Annotated in this window: 19 protein-coding genes; 11 read left to right on the forward strand and 8 right to left on the reverse strand. The window is 73.5% G+C overall.

Annotation, left to right across the window (positions count from 1 at the left end):
• Positions 1–10: 10 nt before the first annotated feature.
• Positions 11–2,338 carry an accessory Sec system translocase SecA2 gene (gene secA2, locus ABD352_RS55395; protein WP_344620762.1) on the reverse strand — a complete coding sequence of 776 codons (2,328 nt, stop codon included), beginning with the start codon at positions 2,336–2,338 and terminating at the stop codon, positions 11–13.
• Positions 2,339–2,487: 149 nt separating this feature from the next.
• On the opposite strand from secA2, the gene ABD352_RS55400 reads away from it, so the two are divergent.
• Positions 2,488–3,318, forward strand: a complete 831-nt coding sequence (locus tag ABD352_RS55400) for an NAD-dependent protein deacetylase (protein ID WP_425554011.1) — start codon at positions 2,488–2,490, stop codon at positions 3,316–3,318.
• A 168-nt stretch (positions 3,319–3,486) separates the two neighbouring features.
• Here ABD352_RS55400 and ABD352_RS55405 read toward each other — a convergent pair whose 3' ends face one another.
• Together ABD352_RS55405 and ABD352_RS55410 are read right to left on the reverse strand one after the other, a co-directional pair.
• Positions 3,487–4,227 (reverse strand): 3-keto-5-aminohexanoate cleavage protein, encoded by a 741-nt coding sequence (locus tag ABD352_RS55405; RefSeq protein WP_344620764.1) that lies wholly within the window; start codon positions 4,225–4,227, stop codon positions 3,487–3,489.
• A gap of 305 nt (positions 4,228–4,532) precedes the next feature.
• Entirely contained in the window at positions 4,533–4,829 is a 297-nt protein-coding gene (locus ABD352_RS55410) for a DUF3040 domain-containing protein (protein WP_344620765.1), read from the reverse strand.
• A 243-nt stretch (positions 4,830–5,072) separates the two neighbouring features.
• Between ABD352_RS55410 and ABD352_RS55415 the strand changes: the two genes are divergently transcribed.
• The 5 genes from ABD352_RS55415 to ABD352_RS55435 are packed head-to-tail and all read left to right on the forward strand — an operon-like array spanning position 5,073 to position 11,321.
• The gene (locus tag ABD352_RS55415) at positions 5,073–5,987 is read left to right on the forward strand and encodes a lipocalin-like domain-containing protein (protein WP_344620766.1); all 915 of its coding nucleotides are present in this window, start codon (positions 5,073–5,075) and stop codon (positions 5,985–5,987) included.
• A 49-nt stretch (positions 5,988–6,036) separates the two neighbouring features.
• Positions 6,037–7,341 carry an AI-2E family transporter gene (locus tag ABD352_RS55420; protein WP_344620767.1) on the forward strand — a complete coding sequence of 435 codons (1,305 nt, stop codon included), beginning with the start codon at positions 6,037–6,039 and terminating at the stop codon, positions 7,339–7,341.
• 9 nt (positions 7,342–7,350) lie between these two features.
• Positions 7,351–7,785 carry a nitroreductase family deazaflavin-dependent oxidoreductase gene (locus ABD352_RS55425; RefSeq protein ID WP_344620768.1) on the forward strand — a complete coding sequence of 145 codons (435 nt, stop codon included), beginning with the start codon at positions 7,351–7,353 and terminating at the stop codon, positions 7,783–7,785.
• A gap of 30 nt (positions 7,786–7,815) precedes the next feature.
• Positions 7,816–10,122 carry an Hsp70 family protein gene (locus ABD352_RS55430; RefSeq protein ID WP_344620769.1) on the forward strand — a complete coding sequence of 769 codons (2,307 nt, stop codon included), beginning with the start codon at positions 7,816–7,818 and terminating at the stop codon, positions 10,120–10,122.
• Positions 10,123–10,163: 41 nt separating this feature from the next.
• Positions 10,164–11,321: a S8 family serine peptidase gene (locus ABD352_RS55435; protein WP_344620770.1), complete on the forward strand. Its 1,158-nt coding sequence runs from the start codon at positions 10,164–10,166 to the stop codon at positions 11,319–11,321.
• Positions 11,322–11,542: 221 nt separating this feature from the next.
• Here ABD352_RS55435 and ABD352_RS55440 read toward each other — a convergent pair whose 3' ends face one another.
• Both ABD352_RS55440 and ABD352_RS55445 read right to left on the reverse strand, forming a co-directional pair.
• The gene (locus tag ABD352_RS55440) at positions 11,543–12,799 is read right to left on the reverse strand and encodes a right-handed parallel beta-helix repeat-containing protein (protein WP_425554003.1); all 1,257 of its coding nucleotides are present in this window, start codon (positions 12,797–12,799) and stop codon (positions 11,543–11,545) included.
• A gap of 923 nt (positions 12,800–13,722) precedes the next feature.
• Positions 13,723–14,142, reverse strand: coding sequence for a MarR family winged helix-turn-helix transcriptional regulator (locus ABD352_RS55445; protein WP_344620771.1), 420 nt, complete (start codon positions 14,140–14,142; stop codon positions 13,723–13,725).
• Positions 14,143–14,296: 154 nt separating this feature from the next.
• Between ABD352_RS55445 and ABD352_RS55450 the strand changes: the two genes are divergently transcribed.
• The 4 genes from ABD352_RS55450 to ABD352_RS55465 all read left to right on the forward strand — a co-directional run bounded on the left by ABD352_RS55450 (position 14,297) and on the right by ABD352_RS55465 (position 19,422).
• Positions 14,297–16,009 (forward strand): ABC transporter ATP-binding protein, encoded by a 1,713-nt coding sequence (locus tag ABD352_RS55450; protein ID WP_425554012.1) that lies wholly within the window; start codon positions 14,297–14,299, stop codon positions 16,007–16,009.
• A gap of 621 nt (positions 16,010–16,630) precedes the next feature.
• Complete coding sequence (locus ABD352_RS55455; protein ID WP_344620773.1) at positions 16,631–17,008, forward strand: hypothetical protein; 378 nt, start codon at positions 16,631–16,633, stop codon at positions 17,006–17,008.
• A gap of 218 nt (positions 17,009–17,226) precedes the next feature.
• On the forward strand, positions 17,227–17,463 hold the full coding sequence (locus tag ABD352_RS55460; protein ID WP_344620774.1) for a hypothetical protein: 237 nt from the start codon (positions 17,227–17,229) through the stop codon (positions 17,461–17,463).
• A 549-nt stretch (positions 17,464–18,012) separates the two neighbouring features.
• A complete protein-coding gene (locus ABD352_RS55465) occupies positions 18,013–19,422 on the forward strand; it encodes an FG-GAP-like repeat-containing protein (RefSeq protein WP_344620775.1) in 1,410 nt (469 codons plus the stop codon).
• Here the strand turns inward: ABD352_RS55465 and ABD352_RS55470 are convergent.
• From ABD352_RS55470 to ABD352_RS55480, 3 genes are read right to left on the reverse strand one after another with little or no spacing between them, the layout of a single operon-like run.
• Positions 19,419–19,697 (reverse strand): hypothetical protein, encoded by a 279-nt coding sequence (locus ABD352_RS55470; protein WP_344620776.1) that lies wholly within the window; start codon positions 19,695–19,697, stop codon positions 19,419–19,421. The two genes, ABD352_RS55465 and ABD352_RS55470, sit on opposite strands and share 4 nt — an antisense overlap.
• A gap of 5 nt (positions 19,698–19,702) precedes the next feature.
• Positions 19,703–21,490 carry a diguanylate cyclase domain-containing protein gene (locus ABD352_RS55475; RefSeq protein ID WP_344620777.1) on the reverse strand — a complete coding sequence of 596 codons (1,788 nt, stop codon included), beginning with the start codon at positions 21,488–21,490 and terminating at the stop codon, positions 19,703–19,705.
• Positions 21,487–23,829, reverse strand: a complete 2,343-nt coding sequence (locus ABD352_RS55480; protein WP_344620778.1) for a putative bifunctional diguanylate cyclase/phosphodiesterase — start codon at positions 23,827–23,829, stop codon at positions 21,487–21,489. Before ABD352_RS55480 ends, ABD352_RS55475 begins: the two co-directional genes overlap by 4 nt.
• 151 nt (positions 23,830–23,980) lie before the next feature.
• Here ABD352_RS55480 and ABD352_RS55485 point away from each other — a divergent pair, with 151 nt between their 5' ends.
• Positions 23,981–24,871 carry a serine/threonine-protein kinase gene (locus tag ABD352_RS55485; protein WP_344620779.1) on the forward strand — a complete coding sequence of 297 codons (891 nt, stop codon included), beginning with the start codon at positions 23,981–23,983 and terminating at the stop codon, positions 24,869–24,871.
• The last annotated feature ends 2 nt before the right edge of the window (positions 24,872–24,873 follow it).

The raw sequence follows: 24,873 nt of genomic DNA on the forward strand, positions 1-24,873 counted from the left end.
TGCCGCGACGTCAGCTCTTCTTGACGCCCTTGCCGCTGCGGAACAGCTTCACCATGCCGGCGAAGAACCGCTCCATCTCCGAGCCGAACGGGTTGTCGCTCACCACGTACGTCCACGTGGCGCTCGGCCGCACCAGCCCCGCGTCGTCGGGCTCCCAGTCCGGCCCCGAGATCTCGAGCTCCTCGAACTCGGACACCGTCCGGTCGTCGATCTCGGCCAGCAGGCCGCGGAACGCCGGGATCGCCTCGCGGTGGAACTCGTCGAGCGGGTCCTGCGAGCCGAGCACCCGCAGGTGGATGCCCTCGCGCAGCTCACTCATGTCGGCCAGGTGCTCCGACCAGGCGTTGTCGGCGTGGAACAGCGCGATCTGCCGCGCGATGCGCAGCACCGTCTCCTCGCCGAGCTCCTCGGACAGCTCGTTGTACTTGTCCGGGCTCCGCTCGGCCAGCAGCTCGCCGGCCGCGTCGGTGGTGAGCAGCTCCTCGCGCCGCTTGCCGTGCAGCTGGCGGTGCTGGTCGAGCAGGTAGTTGTACCGCCACGTGTTGCGGTGGATCTCCAGGTTGACGGTCTCGGCGACCCGCTGGGCGGAGCCGATGGCCCACCGCACGTCCTCGTCCTCGATCGCCCCGTCGGCGTCGGCCTGCCCCATCGGCATGGGCTCCGGGCCGTACCGCTGGATCAGCTCGTCCTCGAGGCTGACGAAGAACATGGACTCGCCCGGGTCGCCCTGCCGCCCGGCCCGGCCGCGGAGCTGGTCGTCGATGCGGCGGGAGTCGTTGCGGGCCGTGCCGATCACGAACAGCCCGCCGAGGTCGGCCACCCGCTCGCGGTCCTTCTCGTCGCTGCCGCCCAGCCGGATGTCGACACCGCGGCCGGTCATCTGCGTCGAAACGGTCACCGCGCCGACCGCGCCGGCCTCGGCCACGATCACGGCCTCCGCCTCGTCGTTCTTGGCGTTCAGCACCACGCACTGCACGCCCTCCTCGGCCAGCGTGGCCGCGAGCAGCTCCGACTCGGCCACGCTCAGCGTGCCGACCAGGACCGGCCGCCCGGTCGCGTGCATCGCGGCGATCTCGGCCACGACGGCGATGTCCCGCTCCTCGGCCGACGCGTACACCCGGTCGGGCCAGTCCTTGCGGATGTTGGGCAGGTGCGGCGGGACGACCGCGACCTCGAGCTTGTAGAACTCGCGCAGCTGGTCACCGACGGGGATGGCGGTGCCCGTCATGCCGCAGATCTTCTTGTACTGCGTGAGGAAGGCCTGCACCGTGATGGTCTGCAGCACCGTCCCGCCGCCGCTGCTGCGGATCTTCTCCTTGGCCTCGACCGCGGCCTGTAGCCCGTCCGGCCACCGGCGGCGCTGGGCCACCCGGCCGCGGAACTCGTCGATGAGCTCGACCTTCTCGTCCCGCACGATGTAGTCGACGTCGCGGACCAGCAGGGCCTCGGCGTGTAGCGCCAGGTTGACCGCGGTCAGCGTGTCGAAGTTGTCCTCGGCGTAGAGGTCCACGTCCAGCGCGGACTCGACCTTGGCCAGGCCCGTGGTGCTCAGGTGGGCGGTGCGCCCCTCGTCGACGACCTCGTAGTCGTGGTCGCGGTGCAGCCCGCCGATGATCTCGGCGATGGCGATCGGCTGGTCCTTGTCGTCGATCGTCGAGCCGGCCAGCACCAGCGGCACGCGGGCCTCGTCGATGAGGATCGAGTCGGCCTCGTCGATGATGACCGTGCCCAGCTCCCGGTGCACCCGGTCGGCGGTGTTGGTGACGATCGAGTCGCGCAGCAGGTCGAAGCCGGCCTCGGACACCGACACGTAGGTGATGTCCTTGGCGTAGGCCTCCCGGCGCTCCTCCGGCGTCGAGGACTCGTTGACCCACCCGACGGTGAGGTCGAGCAGCTCGTACACCGGGCGCATCCACTCCGCGTCGCGGCGGGCCAGGTAGTCGTTGACGGTGATCACGTGGACCGGCCCCTGCGCGGCGTAGCCGGCGGCGGCGATCGCGGCGGTCAGCGTCTTGCCCTCACCGGTGGCCATCTCGACGACGTGCCCGGCCAGCAGGACCTGCGCGCCGAGAAGCTGCACGTCATAGGGCCGCTCGTCGAGTGCCCGCTTGGCCGCCTCCCGGCCCAGCGCGCACGCCTCGACGAAGTCCTGGAGATCATGCCGCTGGTGCAAGGCCGTGGCGGCGGCGCGCAGCTCCTCGTCGGTGAGCTCGGACAGCTCGGCCTCGCGCTCCTCGATCAATGGCAGCAGGGCGCGCATCGGCTCGAGGTCGATCGTGGTGCCCACCTGCTCCTGCAGCTTGCGGCGCCACGCGTTGAATTTGCTCACCAAACCCATGCCGAACACGATACGTCGCCCCGCGGACAAGTTGTGCGCCCCGTCACCGCCTCCCATCGGCTCGTGAAACTTGCATCGTGGATATGTTCCACTTTTCGCATATAAGCGGCGAAATATGGACAATCTGACCGCCGCCGCGCCGAGGCAAGATTGATGCCGTGGAACAGACGGTGGCGGCGCTCAGCGCGCTCGTCGGCAAGGGCGGGGTGCTCGTGCTCAGCGGCGCGGGCCTCTCCACGGAGTCCGGCATCCCGGACTACCGCGGCCCGAGCGGGATGCGCCGCAATGCGCAGCCCATGACGTACCAGACCTTCACCCGCGACCCGATCGCCCGGCGCCGGTACTGGGCCCGCAGCCACCTCGGCTGGCGGACCATCGCCCGCGCCGCGCCCAACGCCGGGCACCGGGCCGTCGGGCGGCTGCAGGCGCGCGGGCTGCTCAGCGGGATCATCACGCAGAACGTCGACGGGCTGCACCAGGCCGGCGGGGCGGACGGGATCATCGAGCTGCACGGCGCGCTGGACCGGGTGGTCTGCCTCGACTGCGGCGAGCGCTCCGGCCGGGACGCGCTCGACGCCCGGTTGGCGCGGGCCAACGCCGGCTTCGCCGCCGAGGCCGGCGGTATCAACCCCGACGGTGACGTGGACCTCACCGACGAGCAGGCGGCCGGGTTCGTGGTGGTCGGCTGCACCGGCTGCGACGGCATGCTCAAGCCCGACGTGGTCTTCTTCGGGGAGAGCGTGCCCGCCCCGCGCGTGCAGGACTGCTTCGACCTGGTCGAGCGCTCCGCCGCCCTGGTCGTGCTCGGCTCCTCGCTCACCGTCATGTCGGGGCGGCGGTTCGTGGTGCGGGCGGCCAAGCTCGGGCTGCCGATCGCGATCGTGAACCAGGGGCCGACCCGCGCCGACACCCTCGCCGGCATCCTGCTCGACGCGCCGCTGGGCGCGGTTTTGTCGGCGGTGGCCTGGGCGCTGCGCTAGCTAGCGTGCCGCGCCGGCCCGCCGCCGGCCGCTCGGTGGTGGCCTGGGCGCTGCGCTAGCTAGCGTGCCGCGCCGGCCCGCCGCCGGCTGCTCGGTGGTGGCCTGGGCGCTAGCGTGCCGCGCCGGCCCGCCGCCGGCCGCTCGGCGGTGGCCCGGACACTTTGCTAGCTAGCCCGCCGCCGCCGACCACACCGACAGCGCCAGGTGGACGAGGGCGGCGTTGCCGGGGACCGGGGCGCCGTCCGGGCCGGTCAGGGTGTCCTCCAGTCCGATCCTGGTCGGCAGGCCGAGCCGGCCCGCCAGCGCCACCATCGGCCAGCACCGCTCGCCCTCGCCGTGCAGCAGCCGCTCGCCCGGCACCCCGGCCTCGTCGAGCCGGGCCAGGATCGCCTCCGGGTCGTCGGAGTCCGGGCCCATGACCTCGACGAGCACCCGGGGCACGCGGCCGGCGATCGACAGGGCGTCCGCGTCGGCGACGCTCCACACGCCTGCCTCGACGGCCACGCCCAGCTCGTCCAGGATGCCCACCAGCGCGGTGAAGCCCGGCTCGGAGACGTTGACGGAGGCGAAGTCCGGGCGGAGGTGGCGCTCCAGCCCCGCCCAGCCCGCAATCGCCCGCCGCCGGGCCTCGGCGTCCCCGCCGGTGATCCACAGGCCGGTGGTCACGCCGATCGGGGTGGCCGGGCAGGCCCGCCGCACGGCGGCGACGGCCGCGCCCACGTCGGCGGCGTCGAGCGACTCGGCCCCGGACGCGGCCCGCGGGTGCAGGTGGACGGCCTCGGCCCCGGCGGCGACGGCGGCCTGCGCGGAGGTGGCGAGGTCGGCGGGCGTGCAGGGCAGCCCGGGGTGGGCGCCGGGCGGCCGCCCGCCGTTCAGGGCCGCCTTGAGGCGGACAATCGGCGGCAACATGGGACAACTCTCCCGCCGCTCGACCCGGCCCGCAAGATCGGCTCTACCGGCGAGGCCCCCTTGCGGAGGCCTCATAAGACGGCGTTCCCCGGCGCGGCCGGGGAACGCGACTCGACCCGGCGCGCAAGATCGGCTCTACCGGCGGGGCCCCCTTGCGGAGGCCTCATAAGACGGCGTTCCCCGGCGCGGCCGGGGAACGCGACTCGACCCGGCGCGCAAGATCGGCTCTACCGGCGAGGCCCCCTTGCGGAGGCCTCATAAGACGGCGTTCCCCGGCGCGGCCGGGGAACGCGAGCGGCAGGGGGTCAGCCGTTGATGTCCACGTCGCTGGGTGCCGGTGGCTCGGAGTGGGCCGGCCGGTAGGTCCACACGCCGCCGGCGACACCGAGGGCGCAGATACCCAGCACCGTCCCGGGGACGCTGCCGGCGGCCAGGCCGACGATGACGCCGACGACCGCGGCGATGGCGATGACGACCGACGTCACGCGGCGGGGCGTGATGCGGCGGGTCATGGCCCGGTTGAATCCATTGACGAAGCGCGTGTCGCTGCGCAGTGCGGCTTCGATGTCCGCGAGCCTCTTCTGCTCGCTCTCGCTGAGCATGGCGCCCAACCTCCTCCGACGGGCCTGCCCGGTGGCCGACAGGTACCCGCTGCGATCGATCGTCACACACAACGGCCCCAAGTGGGTCGGCCAGTTGGTGCCGAGTGGAATTCTGCTGGTCAGCCGCGGGGCGTTTCGCGGCTTTTGCCGGATCGCGCGGCCTGCGAAAGATCCGGGGGTATGCCATTCTCGGTGGCGAATGACGCGGATTGTCCGCGTGCGCATTGGGGGAGGATCACCGACGTGGACCCGACGTACGGCCAGACACCGCCGGGCGGCTACCCGCCTCAGCAGCCCTATGGCCAACCCCAATACGGTCAGCCGCAGTACGGGCAGCCCCAGCAGCCGCCGCAGTACCCCCCGCAGCAGCCGCCGCCGCAGCAGTACCCCCCGCAGCAGCCGCCGCCACAGCAGTACCCGCCGCAGCAGCAGTACCCGCAGTACCCCCAGCAGCCGCCGCAGCAGCAGCACCCGCAGCAGCCGTACTCCGCCGTGCCCTACGCGCAGCCGTACAGCGCGCCGCCGGTGCAGTCGGTGCCGCCCATGCAGTCCGCCCCGCCGGCCGGGCCGCGCCGCAACCGCTGGGTCGCCGGGCTGGTGGCCGGCTCGGTCGTGGTCGTGATCGCGGTGGTGGTCATCGTCGTGATCGGGCTGCGCTCCTCCGACGACAAGGGCACGACCCCGCAGACCGCCCCGTCGCAGTCCGGGCCGGTCGACTCGTGCCTGGTCGGCAAGTGGAAGCAGACGACGTACCAGAAGATCGTCGACTTCACCGGCACCGACGTCGACAAGAAGGAGAAGATCGGCAAGGTCAAGATGACCGGCGGCGGCAAGATCTGGGAGATCCGGGCCGACGGCAACGCCATCGAGGACGACAGCAAGACGGTGTACACCGGCAAGACCGACGACGGCCGCACGGTCAACACCACGTGGCAGGGCCGCTCGGAGTACAAGCTGTCGACCAAGGACGGCATCATCACGTACGCCGGCGGCGAGGCCACCACGACCGTCATCGTCAACATCGACGGCGCCGAGAAGGGCCGGATCGAGCTGGAGCCCAACCTCGACCCGCAGCAATACACCTGCAACGGCGACATCTGGCGCCTGTCGAACAAGGACGACCCGAGCGCCCTGTCCCGTTACGACCGGGAGAAGTAGCAGGTAGAGCCCACCGGTTGCGCCACCTTTTCGGGGGTACTGGCCCGGCATGACGACGTGGTTCACCCAGGTCGGCGCGCGGGCCAAGTCCCGCCTCAGCGCGCCGCGCACCATCCCGCCCTACCCGGGCCCGATCGAGGTGCGCCCGGCGTCCACTGTGGAGGACGCCATCCCCCGCGGCATCAAGGTCGCGGGGGCCTGGGCCTGGCGGATCGTGCTGTTCGTCCTGGCCGGCTACCTGCTGCTGAAGCTCATCGCGGCGCTGCACCTGGTGATCGTCCCCGTCGCCGTGGCGATCCTGCTCGCCGCGCTGCTGGAGCCGGCCGCCGACCTGCTGCGCCGGCGCGGCCTGCACCGCTCGCTGGCCGCCGCGATCGTGCTGGTCGGCGGGCTCTTCGTCGTCTTCGGTGGGCTGGGCGTCATCGTCTATACGTTCATCGCCCAGTTCAACAACCTCACCGGGCAGGTCCGCGGCGGCCTCAACGAGATCCGCAACTGGCTCGCCCGGGGCCCGCTGCACATCTCCGAGCAGCAGCTCAACAACACCATCGACGCGCTGGAGCGGCAGGTCACGTCCAACCGCGGCGCGCTCACGTCGGGCGCGCTCACCACCGCCACCACGATCGGCGAGCTGGTCACCGGCTTCTTCCTGGTGCTGTTCACCCTGTTCTTCCTGCTGCGCGACGGCGGGCAGATCTGGCGGTTCCTGTGCCGGCTGCTGCCCCGGCAGGCTGAGCAGCCGGTGGCCCGGGCCGGGTACTACTCCTGGTTCACGCTCGTGTCCTACGTGCGCGCCACCGTGCTGGTCGCCTTCGTCGACGCCGTCGGCATCGGCGTCGGCATCGCCTTCCTGCGCGTGCCGCTCGCCCTGCCGCTGGCCGCCCTGGTGTTCCTCGGCGCGTTCATCCCGGTCGTCGGGGCCACGCTGTCCGGGACCGTCGCCGTGCTCGTCGCGCTCGTCACACAGGGCCCCGTCACCGCGCTGCTGACGCTGGGCGTCGTCATCGCCGTACAGCAGCTGGAGGGTCATGTCCTGCAACCCCTGATCATGGGCCGGGCGGTGGCGTTGCACCCGCTCGCCATCATCCTCTCCATCACCACCGGCGTCGTGGCCGCGGGCATCATCGGCGGGCTCGTCGCCGTGCCGCTGCTCGCGATCGGCAACACCGCCGTGCGGTACCTCGCCGAGCACCCCGACGGGGAGCCGACGGACGACCACGAGCCGCCCGGCGCCGAGCCCACGGACGAGGACGGGCCGCCCGGCGCCGGGCCCGCGGACGAGCACGAGGCGGAGGAACGCGAGAAGGCCGACGGCGAAGCGGGTACGGTCGAATCCGAAACCACCGAACCGTAAGGAGCAGTCATGCCGTTGAGCGGTGACTACGAGCCGAGCCCGACAGACTGGGCGCGCGAGCAGGTCGAGCTCTTCGAGCGCACCGGCGGGGCCGAGGGCAACACCATGCGAGGCCGGCCGATCATCGTGCTGACGTCCCTGGGCGCCAAGTCCGGCAAGATCCGCAAGACGCCGCTGATGCGGGTGGAGCACGAAGGGGAGTACGCCGTCGTGGCCTCCCAGGGCGGCGCCCCGAAGCACCCGGTGTGGTACCACAACCTCGTCGCCAACCCGCACGTCGAACTCCAGGACGGCCCGGTGCGCCGCGACTACACCGCGCGAGAGGCCACCGGCGAGGAGAAGGAGCTGTGGTGGAAGCGCGCCACGGCGACCTGGCCCGACTACGACAACTACCAGACCAAGACCGACCGCTCGATTCCGCTGTTCGTCCTGACCCCGCGATAACCCATTGGCGGTACTGCGTACAGTGTGCGGGTGGCCTACCGCCTCGGCATCGATCTGGGCACCTCCACGACCGTTGCCGTGCTCGCCGGGCCGGCGGCCACCCGCCCCCTGCTCTTCGACGCCTCGCCACTGCTGTCCTCGGCGGTCTTCGCCGGCGCCGCCCCCGAGCTGCTGACCGGCCTCGACGCCGAGCGGGCGGCGATCGCCCGCCCCGCCGGCCTGGAGGCCAATCCGAAGCGGCGCATCGACGACGGCACCGTCTGGCTGGGCGAGCGCGAGTACCTCGTGGCCGACGTCCTCGCCGCCGTCCTGCACCGGGTGCACAGCGAGGCCCGGCGGGTGGCCGGCGCGCCGATCGACGAGGTGGTGCTCACCCACCCCGCCGCCTGGGGCCGCACCCGGCTCGGCCTGCTCGCCGACGCCGCCGCGCGGGCCGACCTGCCCGAGCCGGGCCTGGTCCCCGAGCCCGTGGCCGCCGCCGCGTACTTCGCCACCGTGCGCGACCTCCCGCCCGGCCGGTGCGTGGTCGTCTACGACCTCGGCGCCGGCACCTTCGACGTGAGCGTGGTGCGTCGCGGCGCCGAGGGCTTCGAGGTGGCCGCCGCCGACGGCCTCGCCGACCTCGGGGGACTGGACCTCGACGCCGCCGTCGTGGCCCACGCCCGCGGCCTGACCTCCGGCGCGACGGCCGCGTGGGGCCGCCTGGACTGGCCGCAGGACACCGACGACCAGCAGGCCCGCCGCTCGCTGTGGACCGGCGCCCGGGCGGCCAAGGAGCAGCTGACCCGGCACGCCACCGCGGAGCTGCACCTGCCCCTGGTCGGCACCGACGTGCACCTCACCCGGGAGGAGTTCGAGGCGGCCGCCCGGCCCATGCTCGACCGGACCGTGGCCCTGACCGTGAAGGTCCTGCGCGACGCGGAGATGACGCCGGAGCTCATCGGCGGCGTGTTCCTGGTCGGCGGCTCGTCGCGGATCCCGCTCGCGGCGACGCTGCTGCACCGGGCGCTGCGGATCGCGCCGACCATCGTGGACCAGCCCGAGCTCGTGGTCGCCGAGGGCAGCCTGCTGGCCCCGGTGTCGACGGCCGCGTCCGCGCCTCCGACCGAGCCCACGCCCGTCGTTGCCCCGGCCCCCGTCTCCCCGCCTGCCCCAGCCCCCGTCTCCCCGCCTGCCCCAGCCCCTGTGTCCCCGCCGGTCGTCGCCGCTCCCGTTTCGCCGGCGGCTCCGGTGTCCCCGGCTGCTCCTGCTTCTCCGGCTCCTGCTGTTTCCCCGGCTCCTGCCGCGCCGCCCGCCCCGGCCACGCCGCCGGCCGGCGGGCCTACCTCGGGCGGGGCCGCGGGGCCGCGGCGGGGAAGGCTCATGGTGGCGGCGGTGGTCGTGGTGGCGGTGGTCGTGGCGGGCATCTCGGCGGTCCGCTGGCTCACCCGGGGTCCGATCGTGGCCGAGCTGAAGGGCCACTCCGGCGCCGTGCGGGCCGTCGCGTTCAGCCCCGACGGCCGCCGGCTGGCCACCGCCGGCGCCGACGGCAAGGTCCGCCTCTGGAGCGTCTCCGGCCACGACGCCGACGGCGCCCCGATCGACGCCGGCACCCCGCTCGCGGCCGTCGCGTTCAGCCCCGACGGCAAGCTCGTCGCCGCCGCCGGCCAGGACGCGAAGATCCACGTCTGGGACGCCACGACCCGGGCCGAGCACGCCCCGGCCGTGCAGCCCGCCCGCTCGTTCGCCGTCGCCGCGCTCGCCTTCGACAAGGACGGCAAGACCCTCGCGGTGGGCGGCGAGGGCGGCGTCGCCGTCGTGTACGACCTGGCCACCGGCCGCCAGACCGCCGAGCTGGACGTCCTGTCCGGCGGCGCGGTCCGGGCCCTGGCGTTCGACCCCGCCGATGCCGACCAGCTGGTGATGGGCGGCGACCAGCCGGCCATCGCGCGGTACAGCACCGCGAACGGCGGCGCCGCCGAGCCGGTCGAGACGTTGACCCAGCACAGCGGCGCGATCCGGGCCGTGGCGGTCAATGCCGACGGCGAGGCGGCCAGCGGCGGCAGCGACGGCTCGGTCCTGCTCTGGCCCGACCAGGCCGGCATCGCGGCCAGCCGGCTCACCGGCCACAAGGGCGCGGTCAACGCGGTGGCCTTCGACCGCACCGGCGCCCGGGTGGCCAGTGCCGGCGACGACGCCACCATCCGGATCTGGAACGCCTCGTCCCTGGCCCCCGACGGGCAGCCGTTCGACCAGGCCCACAGCCCGATCGACGCCCTCGCCTACAGCCCGGCCGAGGCCGGCCTGCTGGCCAGCGGCTCCCGCGACGGCGTCGTGCGGCTCTGGAAGGTCGGCTAGCGCCCGTTCCCCGGCGCCCTCCGCCTGAGTACGGTGCCCTCGTGCGCATCCGCGGGTCGGCCAGATCGCTGATCGCGGCCGTGCTCGTCGCCGCGGTCCTCCTCACCGGCGCGCCGGCGGCCGCGGCGGACACCGTGCGGCAGCAGGAGTGGTGGCTCGACGCGCTGCAGGTCGTCAAGGCGCAGCAGCTGGCCAAGGGCGACGGGGTCGTCGTCGCGGTCGTCGACACCGGGGTCGACAGCGGCCAGCCCGACCTCGCCGGGGCGCTGCTGCCCGGGGCCGGGACCAACGGGGTGCGCAGCGACAAGGGCTGGGAGGACCCCGACGGGCACGGCACCCAGATGGCCACCGTGCTGGCCGGCCGGGGCGGGGACGGCGGCCTGCACATGCTCGGCATCGCCCCGCACGCCAAGATCCTGCCGGTGGCGATCCCGATCGGCGAGCGCTCGGCCGCCGGCGGCAGCACGCGCGGGGACCTTGCCGAGCCGGTCCGCTACGCCGCCGACCACGGCGCGAAGATCATCAACCTGTCGTTCGCGCTCGCCGACGACACCCCGAAGGCGGACGAGCAGGCGGCGATCGCGTACGCGCGGCAGAAGGGGGCCGTGCTCGTCGCCGCCGGGGGCAACCGGCCGCAGGGCAACGACCACGTGCCGCTGCCCGCGCGGTACCCGGGCGTGCTGACCGTCAGCGGCACCAACCGCGATGGCTCGGCCTGGGAGGGCTCAATCGCCGACCCGAAGGTCGACATCGCCGCGCCGGCCCAGGACATCATCGGTGCCGCGCCCAAGGCCCGCTACCCGTCCGGCTTCGCGGTCGGGTCGGGCACCAGCGGGTCGGCGGCGATCGTGTCGGGGGTGCTGGCGCTGGTCTGGTCGAAGTACCCCCAGCTGGACGCCGACGCCGTGGTCGACCGCGTGCTGCGCACCGCCCAGGACAAGGGGCCGCCGGGGCGCGACGACCAGTTCGGGGCGGGACTGGTCGACCCGTACGCGGCGCTCACCGCGCCGCTGAGCGAGCCCACGGGGGAGGCGGGCCTCGCGCCCGCGCCCGGTCCGCCGGCGTCGGCCGGTCCGCCGGTCCTGCCCGGCCCGCCGGTGCGGCGGGTGGTGCTCGTCGGGGCGGGTGCCCTGCTGGTCGCGCTGGTGCTGTTCCTCGGCGTCGCCCGGCCGCTGCTGCGCGCGTCCCGGCGGCGCTGACTCAGCCCGGATGCAGCTGGCTCAGCCCGGATGCAGCTGGCTCAGCCCGGATGCAGCTGGCTCAGCCCGGATGCAGCTGGCTCAGCCCGGGTTCAGCTGACTCGGTCCGGGTTCAGCTGACTCGGTCCGGGTTCAGCTGACTCGGTCCGGGTTCAGCTGACTCGGTCCGGGTTCAGCTGACTCAGTCCGGGTTCAGCTGACTCGGTCCGGGTTCAGCTGACTCAGTCCGGATCCAGGTAGACCGGGTCGGCCAGCTCGCCGTGTTCCGTCACCTTCACGGCGACCGGCTGGGTCGGGGGCGAGTGCCGGTCCCAGATACGCTGGTTGCGAAGCGTCGCCGAGATGACCCGGGCGTTGACGGTGATGCCGGCGGCGGGGCTCTCGACCGTACCGTTGCCGCGTATCCGGTTGTTGACCAAAAACGGGTCGATCAGGGCGCCGTCGATGCGGATGCCGTCGCCCGCGTTGTCCCAGATGTCGTTGCCGTCGAGCACCATGTCGGCCGCCGGGATGCGGATCGCGCCGGGCAGGTTGTGCTGGCGGTACCCGTGCCCGCCGTTGCGGCTGATCCTGCTCGCGCTGACGGTGTAGCCGCCGGGGGTGTTGCCGATGCTCATGCCGTCGCCGGGATTGTCGTCGACCACGCAACCCGTGATGACGCCGTAACGCCCGGCGATGTGCGTGGTGCCCTGCCCGGACACGTCGAAGCCGGCCGTGCGGTTGCCGATCATCATGCAGCCGCTGACCAGCAGCCCGTCGGCGCCCCAGTCCGAGATGCCGTACTTGTTGCCTTCGGCGTGACAGCCGGTGATCCGGATGCCCCGCGGCGGCGTCCACGCCGCGTCCTGCAGCTCGACGAAGATGCCGTTGGTCCCGTTGGCCAGGGCCACGCACTCGGTCACCGTCAGCCGCTCGACCGCGCCCCAGCCCCCGACGCCGATGCCGATCCCGGCGCCGCCCTTCTCCCAGCCGGAGTCGAGCCGGCCGCAGCGGATCGCGACCACCCGCTCGACCGTGCTGTCCTGGAGGAAGTCGCAGCCGAACCCGGTCGCCGGGGTGTCGTGGATGTACAGGTCGCGGAAGGTGCCGCGCAGCACGTACTGCAGGCCGAGGCCCTTGGCCAGTACGTCGTACCCGGGCAGCCTTACCTGGATGCCGTCGATCTCGAACCCGGCGAACGTCACGTCGGCGATCGGCCGCTGCGCCGAGGCCCCGTGCTGCAGCGTGGTCCAGAACGCGAGCGGCACCGGCGTCTGCGGCGCCCCGGGGTTGCCCAGCACGAACCGGGTCGCCGCCGGCCCGTCCCCGATCAGCGAGACCCCGGTGCGCCAGATGGTGCCCGCATCCTGGATCGCGTACGTGCCGGCCGGACAGTAGATCACGTCCCCCGGCCGGCAGGCATCGACGAGCCGCTGAAGGGCCGGCTGATCATTGACGACCCCGTCCCCGGTCAGCCCGTGCTCGCGTGCATTGATCATGCGTGCCCTGATACCCGGGGTACCGCGACTATGCGCCCCCGGACCGGCCCACCTCGCACCCTCCCGCCACGCAGCGAACGCCAGTCCGTGCCTGTCGATGCGGGGGTGCGTGCCGGCGGGCACAGCCCACCGCACCACCCGCTGTGCGACCCCGTGCGCCGTAGACGCTCATGCCCGGCGGGTGATACGCCGCTGCCTGCCGGCGGGCACCCGCGCTACGGCGCGTCCTGTCCGCAGCCAGCGCTCCACCGGCGTGTGGCGTCGTGCGTCTGTGGCGTCGCGCGTCTGTGTGGCGTCGTGCGTGGTCGACGCCTGGTGCCTGGCCGGCGCTACGCGGGCGTGTCGGCAGGTGCAATCCGTTGCGGCGCGTCCTGTCCTCGGCCGCGACGCGTCGGTACGTCGCCGCCAATGCCCCTGTCGCCGGCAGTGCCCAGGAGCGCCCGTGCCCCTGCCGGGGCGATTCGCCGGATCTCCGGCCGGTTTCCCCTGCCGGGCGATTCGCCGGGTCCCCGGCCGTGCCCATGCCGGGGCGATTCGCCGGATCTCCGGTCAGCGAGGTGCCGGCGCTGGCTGACCGCTGCCGCCCGACTGGCCGCAGGGGTCTGGCCGGCCCCTGGCGCCTGACCGGCCGTTGGGGCTCAGCTGGCCTCTAGCGCCCGACTGGCCGCTGGGGTCTGGCCGGCCGCTGGGGCCTTGCCGACCGTTGGGGCTCAGCTGGCCGCTGGCGCCCGACTGGCCGCTGGGGGTCTCCGGCTGTTAGTGCCTGACCGGCCGTTAGGACTCAGCTGGCCGCTGGCGCCCACCGGCCGCTGGGACCCGACCGGCCGCGGGGCCTTGCCGGCCGTTGGAGCTCGGCTGGCCGCGGGCGCTCGGCTGGTCGTTGAGGGCCCGTCGCCCCGGCGGCCCGTGCTCGCGCGCATCGGTCACGGCGCCTCCGATGCCCGCAGTGTCGCCAGTATCCGCGCCAGCTCCGCCCGGTCCGCCTCGGGCAGTGCCGCGAAGAAGCGCTCGCCCTGGGCGCCACGCTCGGCTCGTATCTTCTCCGCGACGGTGCCTCCCGCCTCCGTCAGCTCGACCAGCGTGGCCCGCCGGTCCGCCGGGTCGGGGAGCCGCTCGACGAGCCCGCGGTCCTCGAGGCCGTCGACGACCTCGGTGGTGGACCTCGGCGCGATCTTCAGGTGCTCGGAGAGCTCGCTCGGCCGCATGGTGCCGTGCCGGGCCAGCACGGTCAGCGCGCGGGCCTGCCCCGGCGTGATCCCCAGCGGCTGCAGCGTCTCGTGCGACTGGTGGCGCAGCCGCCGCGCGACGCCCCAGAACAGCTCCGAGATGCTCTCCTCTTCCACGGGAACAGCTTAGCACAAACTGGTGTTGCAACCTCATAGTGAGGTAGCCTCACTACATCTCAACCGAAAGGAACCACCCTTGGAGCCCAATCACCCCACCCGCGCCCGCGGTCCCCGGAAGGTCAGCGCCGCCGAGAAGGAGCAGGCCAAGCGGGTGTCGCTGGCCCGCATCGGGCGGCTGTTCACCGAGCACCGCGGCCGCCTGGCCGTCGTCGTGCTCATCATCGTGGCGTCGTCCGTGCTGTCGATGGCCTCGCCGTTCCTGCTCCGCGAGGTGATCGACCGCGCCCTGCCGCAGCGCGACACCCGCCTGCTGGTCTGGCTGGTGCTCGGCATGGTCGCCGTCGCCGCCGTCACCTCCGCGCTCGGCGTGGTCCAGACCTGGCTGTCGACGAAGGTCGGCCAGCTGGTCATGCACCGGCTGCGCACCGGCGTCTTCACCCACCTGCAACGCCAGTCGATCGGGTTCTTCACCCGCACCCGCACCGGCGAGGTCCAGTCCCGCATCACCAACGACATCGGCGGCATGGAGGCAGTGGTCACCAACACCGCCACCTCGATCGCGTCCAATCTGACCACGGCCATCGCCACCGCGGTCGCGATGGCCGCGCTGTCCTGGCGCCTGTCGCTGGTCTCGTTGGTGGTGCTCCCGCCCGCGATCTACCTGACCCGCAGGGTCGCCGGCATGCGCCGCGAGATCACCGCCCAGCGCCAGCGCGAGCTGGCCGACCTCAACGTGACCATCGAGGAGGGCCTGTCCGTCTCCGGCGTGCGGCTCAGCAAGACGATGGGTGCCGGGGCCGCCCTGATCGACCGCTTCAGCGCGTCGTCGGAGCGCCTGATCGACCTGGAGCTGCGCTCCGAGCTGGCCGGTCGCTGGCGGATGGCCTCGATGAGCATCATCTTCGCCGCCATCCCCGCGGTCATCTACCTGAGCGCCGGCCTGCCCATGACCGCCGGCGCGCTGAGCATCGGCACCCTGGTTGCCTTCACCTCGCTGCAGGCCGGGCTGTTCCGCCCGCTCATGGGCCTGCTCGGCGTCGGCGTGGCGCTGACCAGCTCGCTGGCGCTGTTCGCGCGCATCTTCGAATACCTGGACCTGCCCGTCGAGGTCGCCGACCCGGCACGCCCGCGACCCCTGCCGGACGTCCGGGGCCACCTGCGCCTGGAGGACGTCACCTTCAGCTACCCCGGCACCGAGGCGGCCGCCGTCGCCGGCGTCACCCTGGACGTCCCCGCCGGCAGCTCCCTGGCCGTGGTCGGCGAGACCGGCTCGGGCAAGAGCACCCTGGCCGCCCTGATCGCCCGCCTGTACGACCCGACGGCCGGCCGCATCACCATCGACGGCGTGGACCTGCGCGAGCTGCGCCTGACCGACCTGGCCTCGGTCGTCGGCGTGGTGAGCCAGGAGACGTACCTGTTGCACACCACCATCCGCGAGAACCTCCGCTACGCCAAGCCCGACGCCACCGACGCCGAGCTGGAGTCCGCGGCCCGCGCCGCCCAGATCCACGACCTGATCGCCGCCCTGCCGGACGGCTACGACACGGTCGTGGGCTCCCGCGGCCACCGCTTCTCGGGCGGCGAGCAGCAGCGCATCGCCATCGCCCGCACCCTCCTGCGCAACCCCCGCATCCTGATCCTGGACGAGGCCACGAGCGCTCTCGACACGGAGACCGAACGCGCCGTCCAGCGTGCCTTCGACACCCTGTCCGAGGGCCGCACGACCATCACCATCGCCCACCGCCTCTCCACCGTCCGCGACGCCGACCAGATCGCAGTGCTGCACCACGGCCGCGTCATCGAACAGGGCAACCACGCCGCCCTGCTCACCGCCGCCGGCTCCTACGCCACCCTGGCCTCGTAACCCCGAACCGGGCCCACCGCCGGTCCGCGGCCCCGCGCACCTCCACGCCGAGGTTCCGCGCACCACGTGCCGAGGTTCCGTGCACCCCCACGCCGAAGTCCCGGGCGTCCGCGCGTCGAGGTTCCGCGCACGCCCGGCGAGATCTCGTGCATCTCAGCGTCGAGGTTCCGCGCACACCCGCTGAGGTTCCGCGCACCCCCGCTGAGGTTCCGCGCACCCCCGCTGAGGTTCCGCGCACCCCCGCTGAGGTTCCGCGCACCCCCGTCGAGGCTCCGTGCATGCCGGCTGAGGTGTTGCGCACCCCGCTGAGGCGCCGCGCGCCCGCTGCTTTCGCGTTCACAGCGGTGGGATTCGGCGCGGCCGGTTGATGTCTGCCGGGATTCGTGTGCGTCCGCTGAGGTTCAGCGCGTATGTCGTGGTCGCGTTCGCGCTGCTGGAGTTCGGCGCGGCCGGGGGTGTCGCGCCCAGGCACCCTGTCGGAGTCGCCTGGGCACCCTTTCGGAGGGGTGGAGTGCGCCGTGGGCCGAGCGGAGTGGCGCGGTTTGGGGATACGTGGGCCTGGACCAGGAGCCTATCGTTCAGCCGAACACCCACCGCGACATTTTCCGAGGGACGGACAGGATGAGCGACTACGACGACGGCGGCCAGCTCGACTCCGGCTACACCGGCAACGACCAGCCCGACGTCTTCGGCGGCCACGACGCCGACTTCGGTCACTTCGAGGCGGGCCAGGAGCACAGCGCGCTGGACCAGGTGCACGCGGACCACGGCTCGGAGATGAACTTCGGCCAGCAGTTCGGCGTGTTCGAGCACGACCACTCGCAGGCCGAGACGACTGCGCTCGAGCACGGGCAGCACGTCGAGTACAGCGCCGGCTACGACGAGGGTGAGCAGCCGTCGTTCACGGGTGGCGACATCGACGACCTGCACCACCGCCTGAGCGGCCTCGGCGGCGAGGACAACGGCGGCCAGGCTCACCTGGGTGTCGCCTCCAGCTGACGCATGCCCCCGAACCCGGCCGTGGTCACCCGATTCCGGCCGGGTTCGACGCGTATGGGCTCACCGGCGCCCGAGAGCCGTGCGTGTGGTGATCCCGGGTCGGTCGCTGCGGCGGAAGCGTACGCCGCGCGGATCGGGAGGGATGGGCACCACCCCTGCGAGGTGGGTCCGGGAAAGCCCTGATGCCGGGGGTGGCGGCGGGGGAGCATGCTTGGTCCATGGGTCGTTTCCTGTTGGGTGCCGTAGCGGTCGTCGTCGGCCTGTTCGTAGTGGGTGCGATCGCGACCTGGCTGTTCCACCTGCTGTTCAGCAGCATCTTCTATCTCATCGTCGGCGCGCTCGTGGTCGGTGGGGCCATCTGGCTCTACGCGCGGGCGAAGCGGACCATCGGCAGCGGGCGTAACCAGCGCCGCATCGAGGCCGCGGCGGCCACCTGGCGGCAGCGCAACCGCTGACCGTCGCTCCGCTCGGCGCTCCCCGGCGGTGGTGTCCCCACCGTCCGCGATGGGCGCCGGGCGTGAACGCGGCGGTGTTCGCCCCGCGATCGGTGTCGCGCGCGGGGGAGTGCCGGCCGTCCCGCGACCGATCGCGGGCTGCGGCGCACAGGGGAGTCTCGCCCTGCCCCGCCACCGATGTGGGTGCAGCCTTGCCACGAATCGATACGGGCGAGGGAATGCCGTCCCGCGAATCGCAAGCCTGGGCCGGGACCGCCGCGGTTCGTAAGGGCGCAGAACGCAACGATTCATCGACATCGGTAACCGCTACCGCATACAGTCGTGGCCGTCTACGGGGGAAGGGACGGCATCGTGGGGCGGCGGATCGGGGTCGGGGCGGCGGCGTTGCTTGCACTGGTCGGCGGCGGGCTTGTGCCCGGTGGGGCCGGGGCGGCGGCGTCGGCCGGAGTAGCGCCACAAAAAGTGGCGGTGCAAGGAGCACCGCCGCAAGAGGGGGCGCTGCAAAAGCAAGAGGGAGCGCTGCAAGCAGCCGTACTGCGGATCATGCCGATGGGGGACTCCATCACCTTCGGCGTGGGGCAGGCCGGGACCAGCGGGAACGGGTACCGCAAAGCGCTGCAGGACCGGCTCACCGCGAACGCGACCGGCAACGTCGTGGACTACGTCGGGACGATGCACAGCGGGTCGATGGCCGACACCGATCACGAAGGGCACCCCGGCTGGGTCATCGGGCAGATCGACGCGGCCGAGGACACGGCGATCGCGGCGAAGCCCAACGTCGTATTGCTGCACGCGGGCACGAACGACGTCGACCGCGGGATCGATGTGGACGGTGCGCCGCAGCGGCTCGCGCACCTCGTCGACGACATGCTCGCGCACGACCCCGGTGTGGTCGTCGTGGTGGCGCTGATCCTGCCGATCAAGGACGCGGCGAAGCAGGCGAAGGTGGTGCAGTACAACAGCGGCGTGAGGGCGGCGATGGAGCAGCGCCGGCAGGCGGGGCAGAAGGTGGTCCTCGCGCCGATGGACGGTGTCCCGGTGGGTCTGCTCGCCGACAGCCTGCACCCGAGCGACGCGGGGTACGCGGCGATGGCCGACGTCTGGTACGACGCGCTGCAGCAGGCCGCGGGCATGATCACCGCGCCGGTGCAAGGGGCGCCGCGGTGTGTGGACGGCGGGCGGCAGGGGTGGTTCGACCGCGGGGTGTACGCGAGCGGGGTGGCGCCGGCGGCCAATGTCCGGCTGGCGGACTTCGACGGGGACGGGCGCGACGACTACCTGGTGGTGCACGACGACGGGAGTGTCGACGCGTACCGCAACGTCGGCGGCGACGCGCCCGGGCAGGCCGGGTTCGTGGCACTGGGGCGGGTCGCGAGCGGGATCGGGGTGCCCGGGTGGCGGGTGCGGTTCGCCGACATCGACGGGGACGGGCGGGCCGACTACCTGGCGGTCGGGGACACCGGAGCGGTGACCGCGTACCTCAACAAGGGCGGCTGGATCGCCATGGGGCAGATCGCGGCCGGGGTGCCGGGGGCGACGCCCGGCACCGTGCGGTTCGCCGACCTCAACGGGGACGGGCGCGACGACTACCTCGTGGTGGCGCCGAACGGCGGCCCGGTGACCGCGTACTACAACAACGGCGGCGACTCGCCGGGCCACCCCGGGTGGATCGCGGGCGGGCAGGTCGCGACGGGCACCGGCGAGGCGCCCGTGCTCTTCGGCAACGCCGACTGCGACGGGCGCTCCGACTACCTGATCGTCAACGCGGCGACCGGGGCGGTGAAGGCGTACCTGTACACCGGCTCGGGCTGGAACTTCCGCGGCCAGATCGCCGGTGGCGGCGGGGCCGGGCAGGTCGCCTTCGCCGACCTCAACGGCGACGGGCGCGACGACTACGTGCTGCTCGACCCGGCCACCGGGGCCATGCACGCCTACTTCAACAACGGCGGGGACGCCTAGCGCTCGGTCACCTCGAGGACCCGGGCCGCCGGGGCGCGCTCGCCGTAGCGCTCGCGGATGGCCAGGCGCTCCGGGTCGGTCATGAACGACTCGTAGCCGGCGCGGGCGGCGAAGGAGATCACCTGGACCTCGGTGTCGCCGGTGGTGAGGCGGCGCTCCAGGGTCCCGCCGTGGCGGGGGAGCAGGGCCAGCACCTCGTCCTCGTAGCGGGCACCGTCCTCGGCGGCGCCGGGGACGAGGTCGACCAGGGCGACCAGCAGAAGCTTCTGAGACACGCGATCTAGCCAACCACAGCGCGCTTGCGGCGGTACATCTCGGTGTCGGCCCGGCGCAGCAGCCCGTCGGGGTCGCCGGGCGGGCCGGTGGCGATGCCGACCGCGGCGCGCACGGCGAGGCGGTGGCCGTCGACCAGCACCGGGGCGTCGAGGAGGGCCAGGAAGTGCTCGGCCACGGCGGCGGCGGTGGCCGGACCGGCGGCGGGGAGCAGCACGGCGAACTCGTCGCCGCCGAGCCGGGCGGCGGTGCCGGTCGACGGGGTGGCGGCGGCCAGGCGCTCGGCCACCGCCACGAGCACCGCGTCGCCGGCGTGGTGGCCGTGCGTGTCGTTGACCGCCTTGAAGCCGTTGAGGTCGACCAGCAGTACCGAAGCATGGGTCTGCAGGCCGGCGAGGCGCTGGTCGAAGAGGGCCCGGTTGGCCAGGCCGGTGAGCCCGTCGTGCGTGGCCTGGTGGCGCAGCTCGTCCTGCAGGAGGCGGGCCTGGGTGGCGTCGCGGGCGTTGCTGACGTAGGCCTGCACGCCCGGCACGTCCAGCAGGTTGCGGCTGACGACGTCCAGCCAGCGCCAGGTGCCGTCGGCGTGGGCGTAGCGGATCTGGTACGTCACCGTCGCCCCGGCCTGCGCGCGGAGGCGCTCCATCGCGGGCAGGAAGATCGGCAGGTCGTCGGGGTGGATGTGGGAGATGACCGGGGTGCCGAGGACGGCGTCGGGGGACTTGCCCAGCAGGCGCTCGGTGGCGGGGCTGACGAAGGTCAGCGTGCCGGCGGCGTCGACGACGGAGGTGATGTCGGTCGAGTGGGCCAGCAGGGACCGGATGCGCTCCTGCTGGCCGCTCAGCTCGCGCAGCAGGGCCGTGTTCTCGGCGAAGGCGAGCAGCTGGCGGCTCACGGCCAGCACCGTGGCGGCGAACAGGCCGCCGAGCAGCAGCCACACGTCGGGGCCGATACCGTCGCGCAGCACGACCGGCAGGGCGGCGAACATGCCGGCCAGGCTCGTGTACGGCAGTAGGCTGTACGGCTTCGCCTCCCGCTGCGACAAGGGGGCCGGCGGGCCGCAGAGCTCCTGCAGGCGGGGGCCGAGCGCCACCAGTACCGCGGAGAGGAACTGCACGGCCAGCAGGGCGCGCAGGTGACGGCCGTCCGGCCCGACCAGGGCGCCGACCCCGCCCTGCAGCACGGAGGCGAGCAGCATCGGCGCGGCCGCGGGCAGCGAGATGGGCGCGTTGCCGCTGAGGATCAGCTTCACCGCGGCGAACCCGGCGACGAGCACGATCGAGGTGCCGAGCAGCAGGGCGACGAGGGCGCCGCCCGACTGCGCGCCGCGGGCCGGCAGGACCAGCAGCCAGATCAGCACGCCGGCGCCGACGAGCACCGAGGCGGCGTCGAGCCAGAACCTGATCCGGGCCCGGCGGCTCAGCCGGCGGCCCGGGTGGGTCAGCATGATCCACACCATCCAGGCGGCGCCGGCGAGGATCGTGGCGGCCTGGAACGCGTTCGGCACGGCGGCGGCCGGGCCCGGGTGCCACCAGGCGACGACGGTCTGGCTGGCGTCGCCGGCGAGGAAGAGCAGCCCCACGTGGCTGCAGGCGCGCCAGAAGCGCACGGCGTCCGGCGGCGTCTCACGCATCCGCGCGACGTGCCGGCTGAAGTACCACAGCAGCGCGTCGCAGACCGGCAGCGCGGTCCAGAACAGCCGGACGAACGCGGCGTCGTCGCCGGGGCCGTACAGCAGCCAGCCGATCACCGCCGCGCCGAACAGGCAGACGGCGGCCAGGACGGGGTCGCGCCTCATCCGGCCGGCGCCGGGTTGAGCCGGGCGAAGGCGGCCTCGACCTGCGCCGCCGGGCCCGGCTTGGCGAAGTGGTAGCCCTGCGCGAGCCGGCAGCCCAGCGCGTGCAGCAGCTCGGCCTGCTCGGCGGTCTCGATGCCCTCGGCGATCGCCGGCAGGGAGCGGCTGCTGCCCAGCTGCAGCACGGCCAGGGTGAACGAGTGGTCGCCGCCGGGCTCGGCCGGCACGAACGAGCGGTCGATCTTCAGGATGTCGACCGGGAGCTGGTGGAGGTACGACAGCGAGGAGTAGCCGGTGCCGAAGTCGTCGATGGCGATGCGGATGCCGTGCCCGCGCAGCCGGTCCAGGGCCACCGGCAGCGCGTCGGCGTCGCCGGCGAACACCGACTCGGTGATCTCCAGCACCAGCGCGTCGGCGGGCAGGCCGGTGCACTCCAGCACCGCGAGCACCTCGTCGGCGAAGCCCGGCTCGGCCAGCTGGCGCACCGAGACGTTCACGGTGACCGAGGTGCCGTGCCGCTCGTACCAGGCCCGCGCGTCCCGGCAGGCCCGCGCGTCCCGGCAGGCCCGCTCCAGCACCCACGCGCCGATCGGCAGGATCAGCCCGGTCTCCTCGGCGACCGGGATGAACTCGTCGGGCGGCACCGGCCCGCTCGCCGGCGTCCAGCGCAGCAGCGCCTCGACGGCCACGACCCGCCCGGACGGCAGCTCCACCACCGGCTGGTAGTGCACGGCCAGCTCGCCCCGCTCGACGGCGTGGCGCAGCCCGGCGCTGATCCGGGTGAAGGCCTCCCGCGCGATGCGCAGTTCCGCCTTGTACCGCGAGACACGGTCCCGCCCGCCCCGCTTCGCCGCGCGCAGGGCCAGCTCGGCGTCGGCCATGGCCTCGCGCGGGTCGTGCCCGTCGATGTGGACCAGCCCGATGCTGCAGGACAGGTGCACGACCCGCCCGCCGACCTTCAGCGGCGCCTTCACCTCGGCCCGCAGCAGTTCGGCGAGCTGCTCGGCCTGCTCCCGGGCCTGCGCCGGGTCGCCGGTGCCGTGCTCGACGAAGAGGGCGAACTCGTCGCCGCCGATGCGGGCCAGGGTGTCGCCGGGGGCGGCCAGGGTGCGCAGCCGGTACGCCAGGGCGATGAGCGCCTCGTCGCCGAAGCCGATGCCGTGCGCGTCGTTGACGTCGGTGAACCGGTCCACGTCGAGCAGCAGCAGGGCGTGGCGGTGCCGGGCGTCGGGCCGGGCCAGCGCCCACTCCATCCGCTGGGTCAGCAGCGCCCGGTTGGCCAGGCCCGTCACCGGGTCGTGGAGGGCGCCGTGGCGCAGCTGGTGCTCCAGCGACTCGCGCTCGAGCAGCGCCACCGACAGGCGCCGGCCGTGCTCGTCGAGCTCGGCCAGGCGCCGCTGGGCCAGGCGGGCCAGGCCGCCGAGGCGGGCGACCAGCAGGACCGACAGCAGCCCGGTGAGGATCGCGGGCACGACGAGGTGGCGCCACTCGCCCGGCGCGAGCGCGCCGTGCGCGCGGGCCAGACGGATCACGGTCGCCGTCGGCCCGAGCAGGGTCGCCGCCCCGAACAGCAGGATCCGCCGGGTCGACACCGCGCCGCGGGGCTCGTCGGGCTCCGCGTGCCGCTCGCCGAACAGCCGCGGGTGCAGGCCGGCCAGGCCGAACGCGATGTACGAGCACAGCCACAACGCGTTGTCGAGCAGCGCCACCGAGCGGTGGCCGCCGTGCGCGGCGTGCGCGAAGGAGATCGTGTTGGCGGCCAGGAGCAGCCCGACCGCGGCCAGCACCAGCAGGTTGGCCCGGTTGCGCACGGCCCCGGTGAACAGCACCCGGACCGCGGCGGCGAACAGCACGAGGTCGCAGATCGGGTACATCAGGGCGTGGCCCAGCGCCAGCTGTCCGATGGCGTGGTGGTGCAGGAACGGGTGGACCAGCGCCATCCAGTCGATGATCGCGACCCCGGCGGCGACGATCGAGGCGTCCAGCAGCGCGGTGCGGGCCCGGCCGCCGGCCGCCCCGATGAGCCCGGCGGCCAGCAGCGCGTAGGAGAGCAGGTACCCGACCTCGTCGTCCCACGACGGGAGCGGCACGTCGCCCTGGTGGGTCAGGTCCTCGATCATGCACGCCAGGTCGGAGGCGAGCCGCACGGCCAGCCCGGCGCCGACGAGCCGCCACGCGGGGGCGATCGCGGCGCGCTGCCGGGCCATCCGGGCCAGCATCGGCGCGGCGCAGACCAGCCCGCCGAGCAGCCACAGGATGCGGCTCAGCGGCGCGGCGGCCAGCGACGATCCGGCGCTGGCGGTGGCGCCGGCCAACACGAGGTACCGCGCGCGTCCGGGCATGGCTACCAGGTCACCGTCGCGGGGTTGCCCGCCCGGGTAGCGCCCGGTTGCGATCGGGTGCCCCGGCATGAAACACCAACAAGAGCTTGAAATCACCCGCGGCGGGGGAAACGCGAGCTTGAATCACGCGGGACGGGGGAAACAGGAGGATGTGCGGTTTCTCGGCGGAAGGTACCGGCTGCAGCGCAAGCTGGGCCAGGGCGGCATGGCCAGTGTCTGGCAGGCCTACGACGAGGTGCTGGACCGCGAGGTCGCCGTGAAGCTGCTCACGCCGGAGCACACGGCCGACGCGGACGCCTTCGACCGGGCCCGCAACGAGGCCCGCTCGGGCGCGCGGTTCGCCCACCCCAACGTCGTGTCGGTCTATGACTTCGGTACGTCCCGTCGCGCCGGCCGCGGCACCGCGTACCTGGTCATGGAGCTGGTGGAGGGTCAGCCGCTCGACCGCGTGATGACCTCCGGCCCGCTCGACTGGCGGGTCGCCGGGCGGGTGTGCGCCGAGGTCGGGGCCGGCCTCGCGGCCGCGCACGGCCACGGCATCGTGCACCGCGACATCAAGCCGGCCAACATCGTGCTGACCCCGGCCGGCGCCAAGATCCTCGACTTCGGCGTGGCCGTGCGCGCCGGCGAGCCCGACCAGCAGCCCGACGGCACTCTGCTCGGCACCCCGGCCTACCTGGCCCCGGAGCGCCTCGACCTCGGGCCGGCCACCCCGGCGGCCGACGTGTACGCCGTGGGCGTGCTGCTCTACCAGTGCCTGACCGGCCGCCTGCCGTTCCCCGCCAACACCGACGAGCAGTTGCTGCACGCCCACCGGTACACCCCGCCGGCCCCGCTGCCGCCCATCGACGGCCTGCCCGACGAGCTCGCCGAGGTGTGCACCGCCAGCCTGGACAAGCTGCCCGAGACCCGGCCGACCAGCGTGGCCCTGGCCCTGATCCTCTCCGCCGCCGTCGACGTCCCGGTCCACGTCCCGCCGGTCCTGCGCCCGCGCCCGGCCTCGGCGTTCCTGCACGCGCAGACCCACGCCATATCCGCTTGACC

The sequence above is a fragment of the Dactylosporangium salmoneum genome (assembly GCF_039532525.1).
Taxonomy (GTDB): domain Bacteria; phylum Actinomycetota; class Actinomycetes; order Mycobacteriales; family Micromonosporaceae; genus Dactylosporangium; species Dactylosporangium salmoneum.

Excerpts from the sequence above, each read along its gene's own strand:
- ABD352_RS55455 (WP_344620773.1), top strand. The coding sequence starts at position 16,631 with ATGAGCGACTACGACGACGGCGGCCAGCTCGACTCCGGCTACACCGGC.
- ABD352_RS55460 (WP_344620774.1), top strand. The coding sequence starts at position 17,227 with ATGGGTCGTTTCCTGTTGGGTGCCGTAGCGGTCGTCGTCGGCCTGTTC.
- ABD352_RS55425 (WP_344620768.1), top strand. The coding sequence starts at position 7,351 with ATGCCGTTGAGCGGTGACTACGAGCCGAGCCCGACAGACTGGGCGCGC.
- ABD352_RS55465 (WP_344620775.1), top strand. The coding sequence starts at position 18,013 with ATGGGGGACTCCATCACCTTCGGCGTGGGGCAGGCCGGGACCAGCGGG.
- ABD352_RS55480 (WP_344620778.1), bottom strand. The coding sequence starts at position 23,829 with ATGCCCGGACGCGCGCGGTACCTCGTGTTGGCCGGCGCCACCGCCAGC.
- ABD352_RS55420 (WP_344620767.1), top strand. The coding sequence starts at position 6,037 with ATGACGACGTGGTTCACCCAGGTCGGCGCGCGGGCCAAGTCCCGCCTC.
- ABD352_RS55440 (WP_425554003.1), bottom strand. The coding sequence starts at position 12,799 with ATGATCAATGCACGCGAGCACGGGCTGACCGGGGACGGGGTCGTCAAT.
- ABD352_RS55405 (WP_344620764.1), bottom strand. The coding sequence starts at position 4,227 with ATGTTGCCGCCGATTGTCCGCCTCAAGGCGGCCCTGAACGGCGGGCGG.
- ABD352_RS55475 (WP_344620777.1), bottom strand. The coding sequence starts at position 21,490 with ATGAGGCGCGACCCCGTCCTGGCCGCCGTCTGCCTGTTCGGCGCGGCG.
- ABD352_RS55410 (WP_344620765.1), bottom strand. The coding sequence starts at position 4,829 with ATGCTCAGCGAGAGCGAGCAGAAGAGGCTCGCGGACATCGAAGCCGCA.
- secA2 (WP_344620762.1), bottom strand. The coding sequence starts at position 2,338 with ATGGGTTTGGTGAGCAAATTCAACGCGTGGCGCCGCAAGCTGCAGGAG.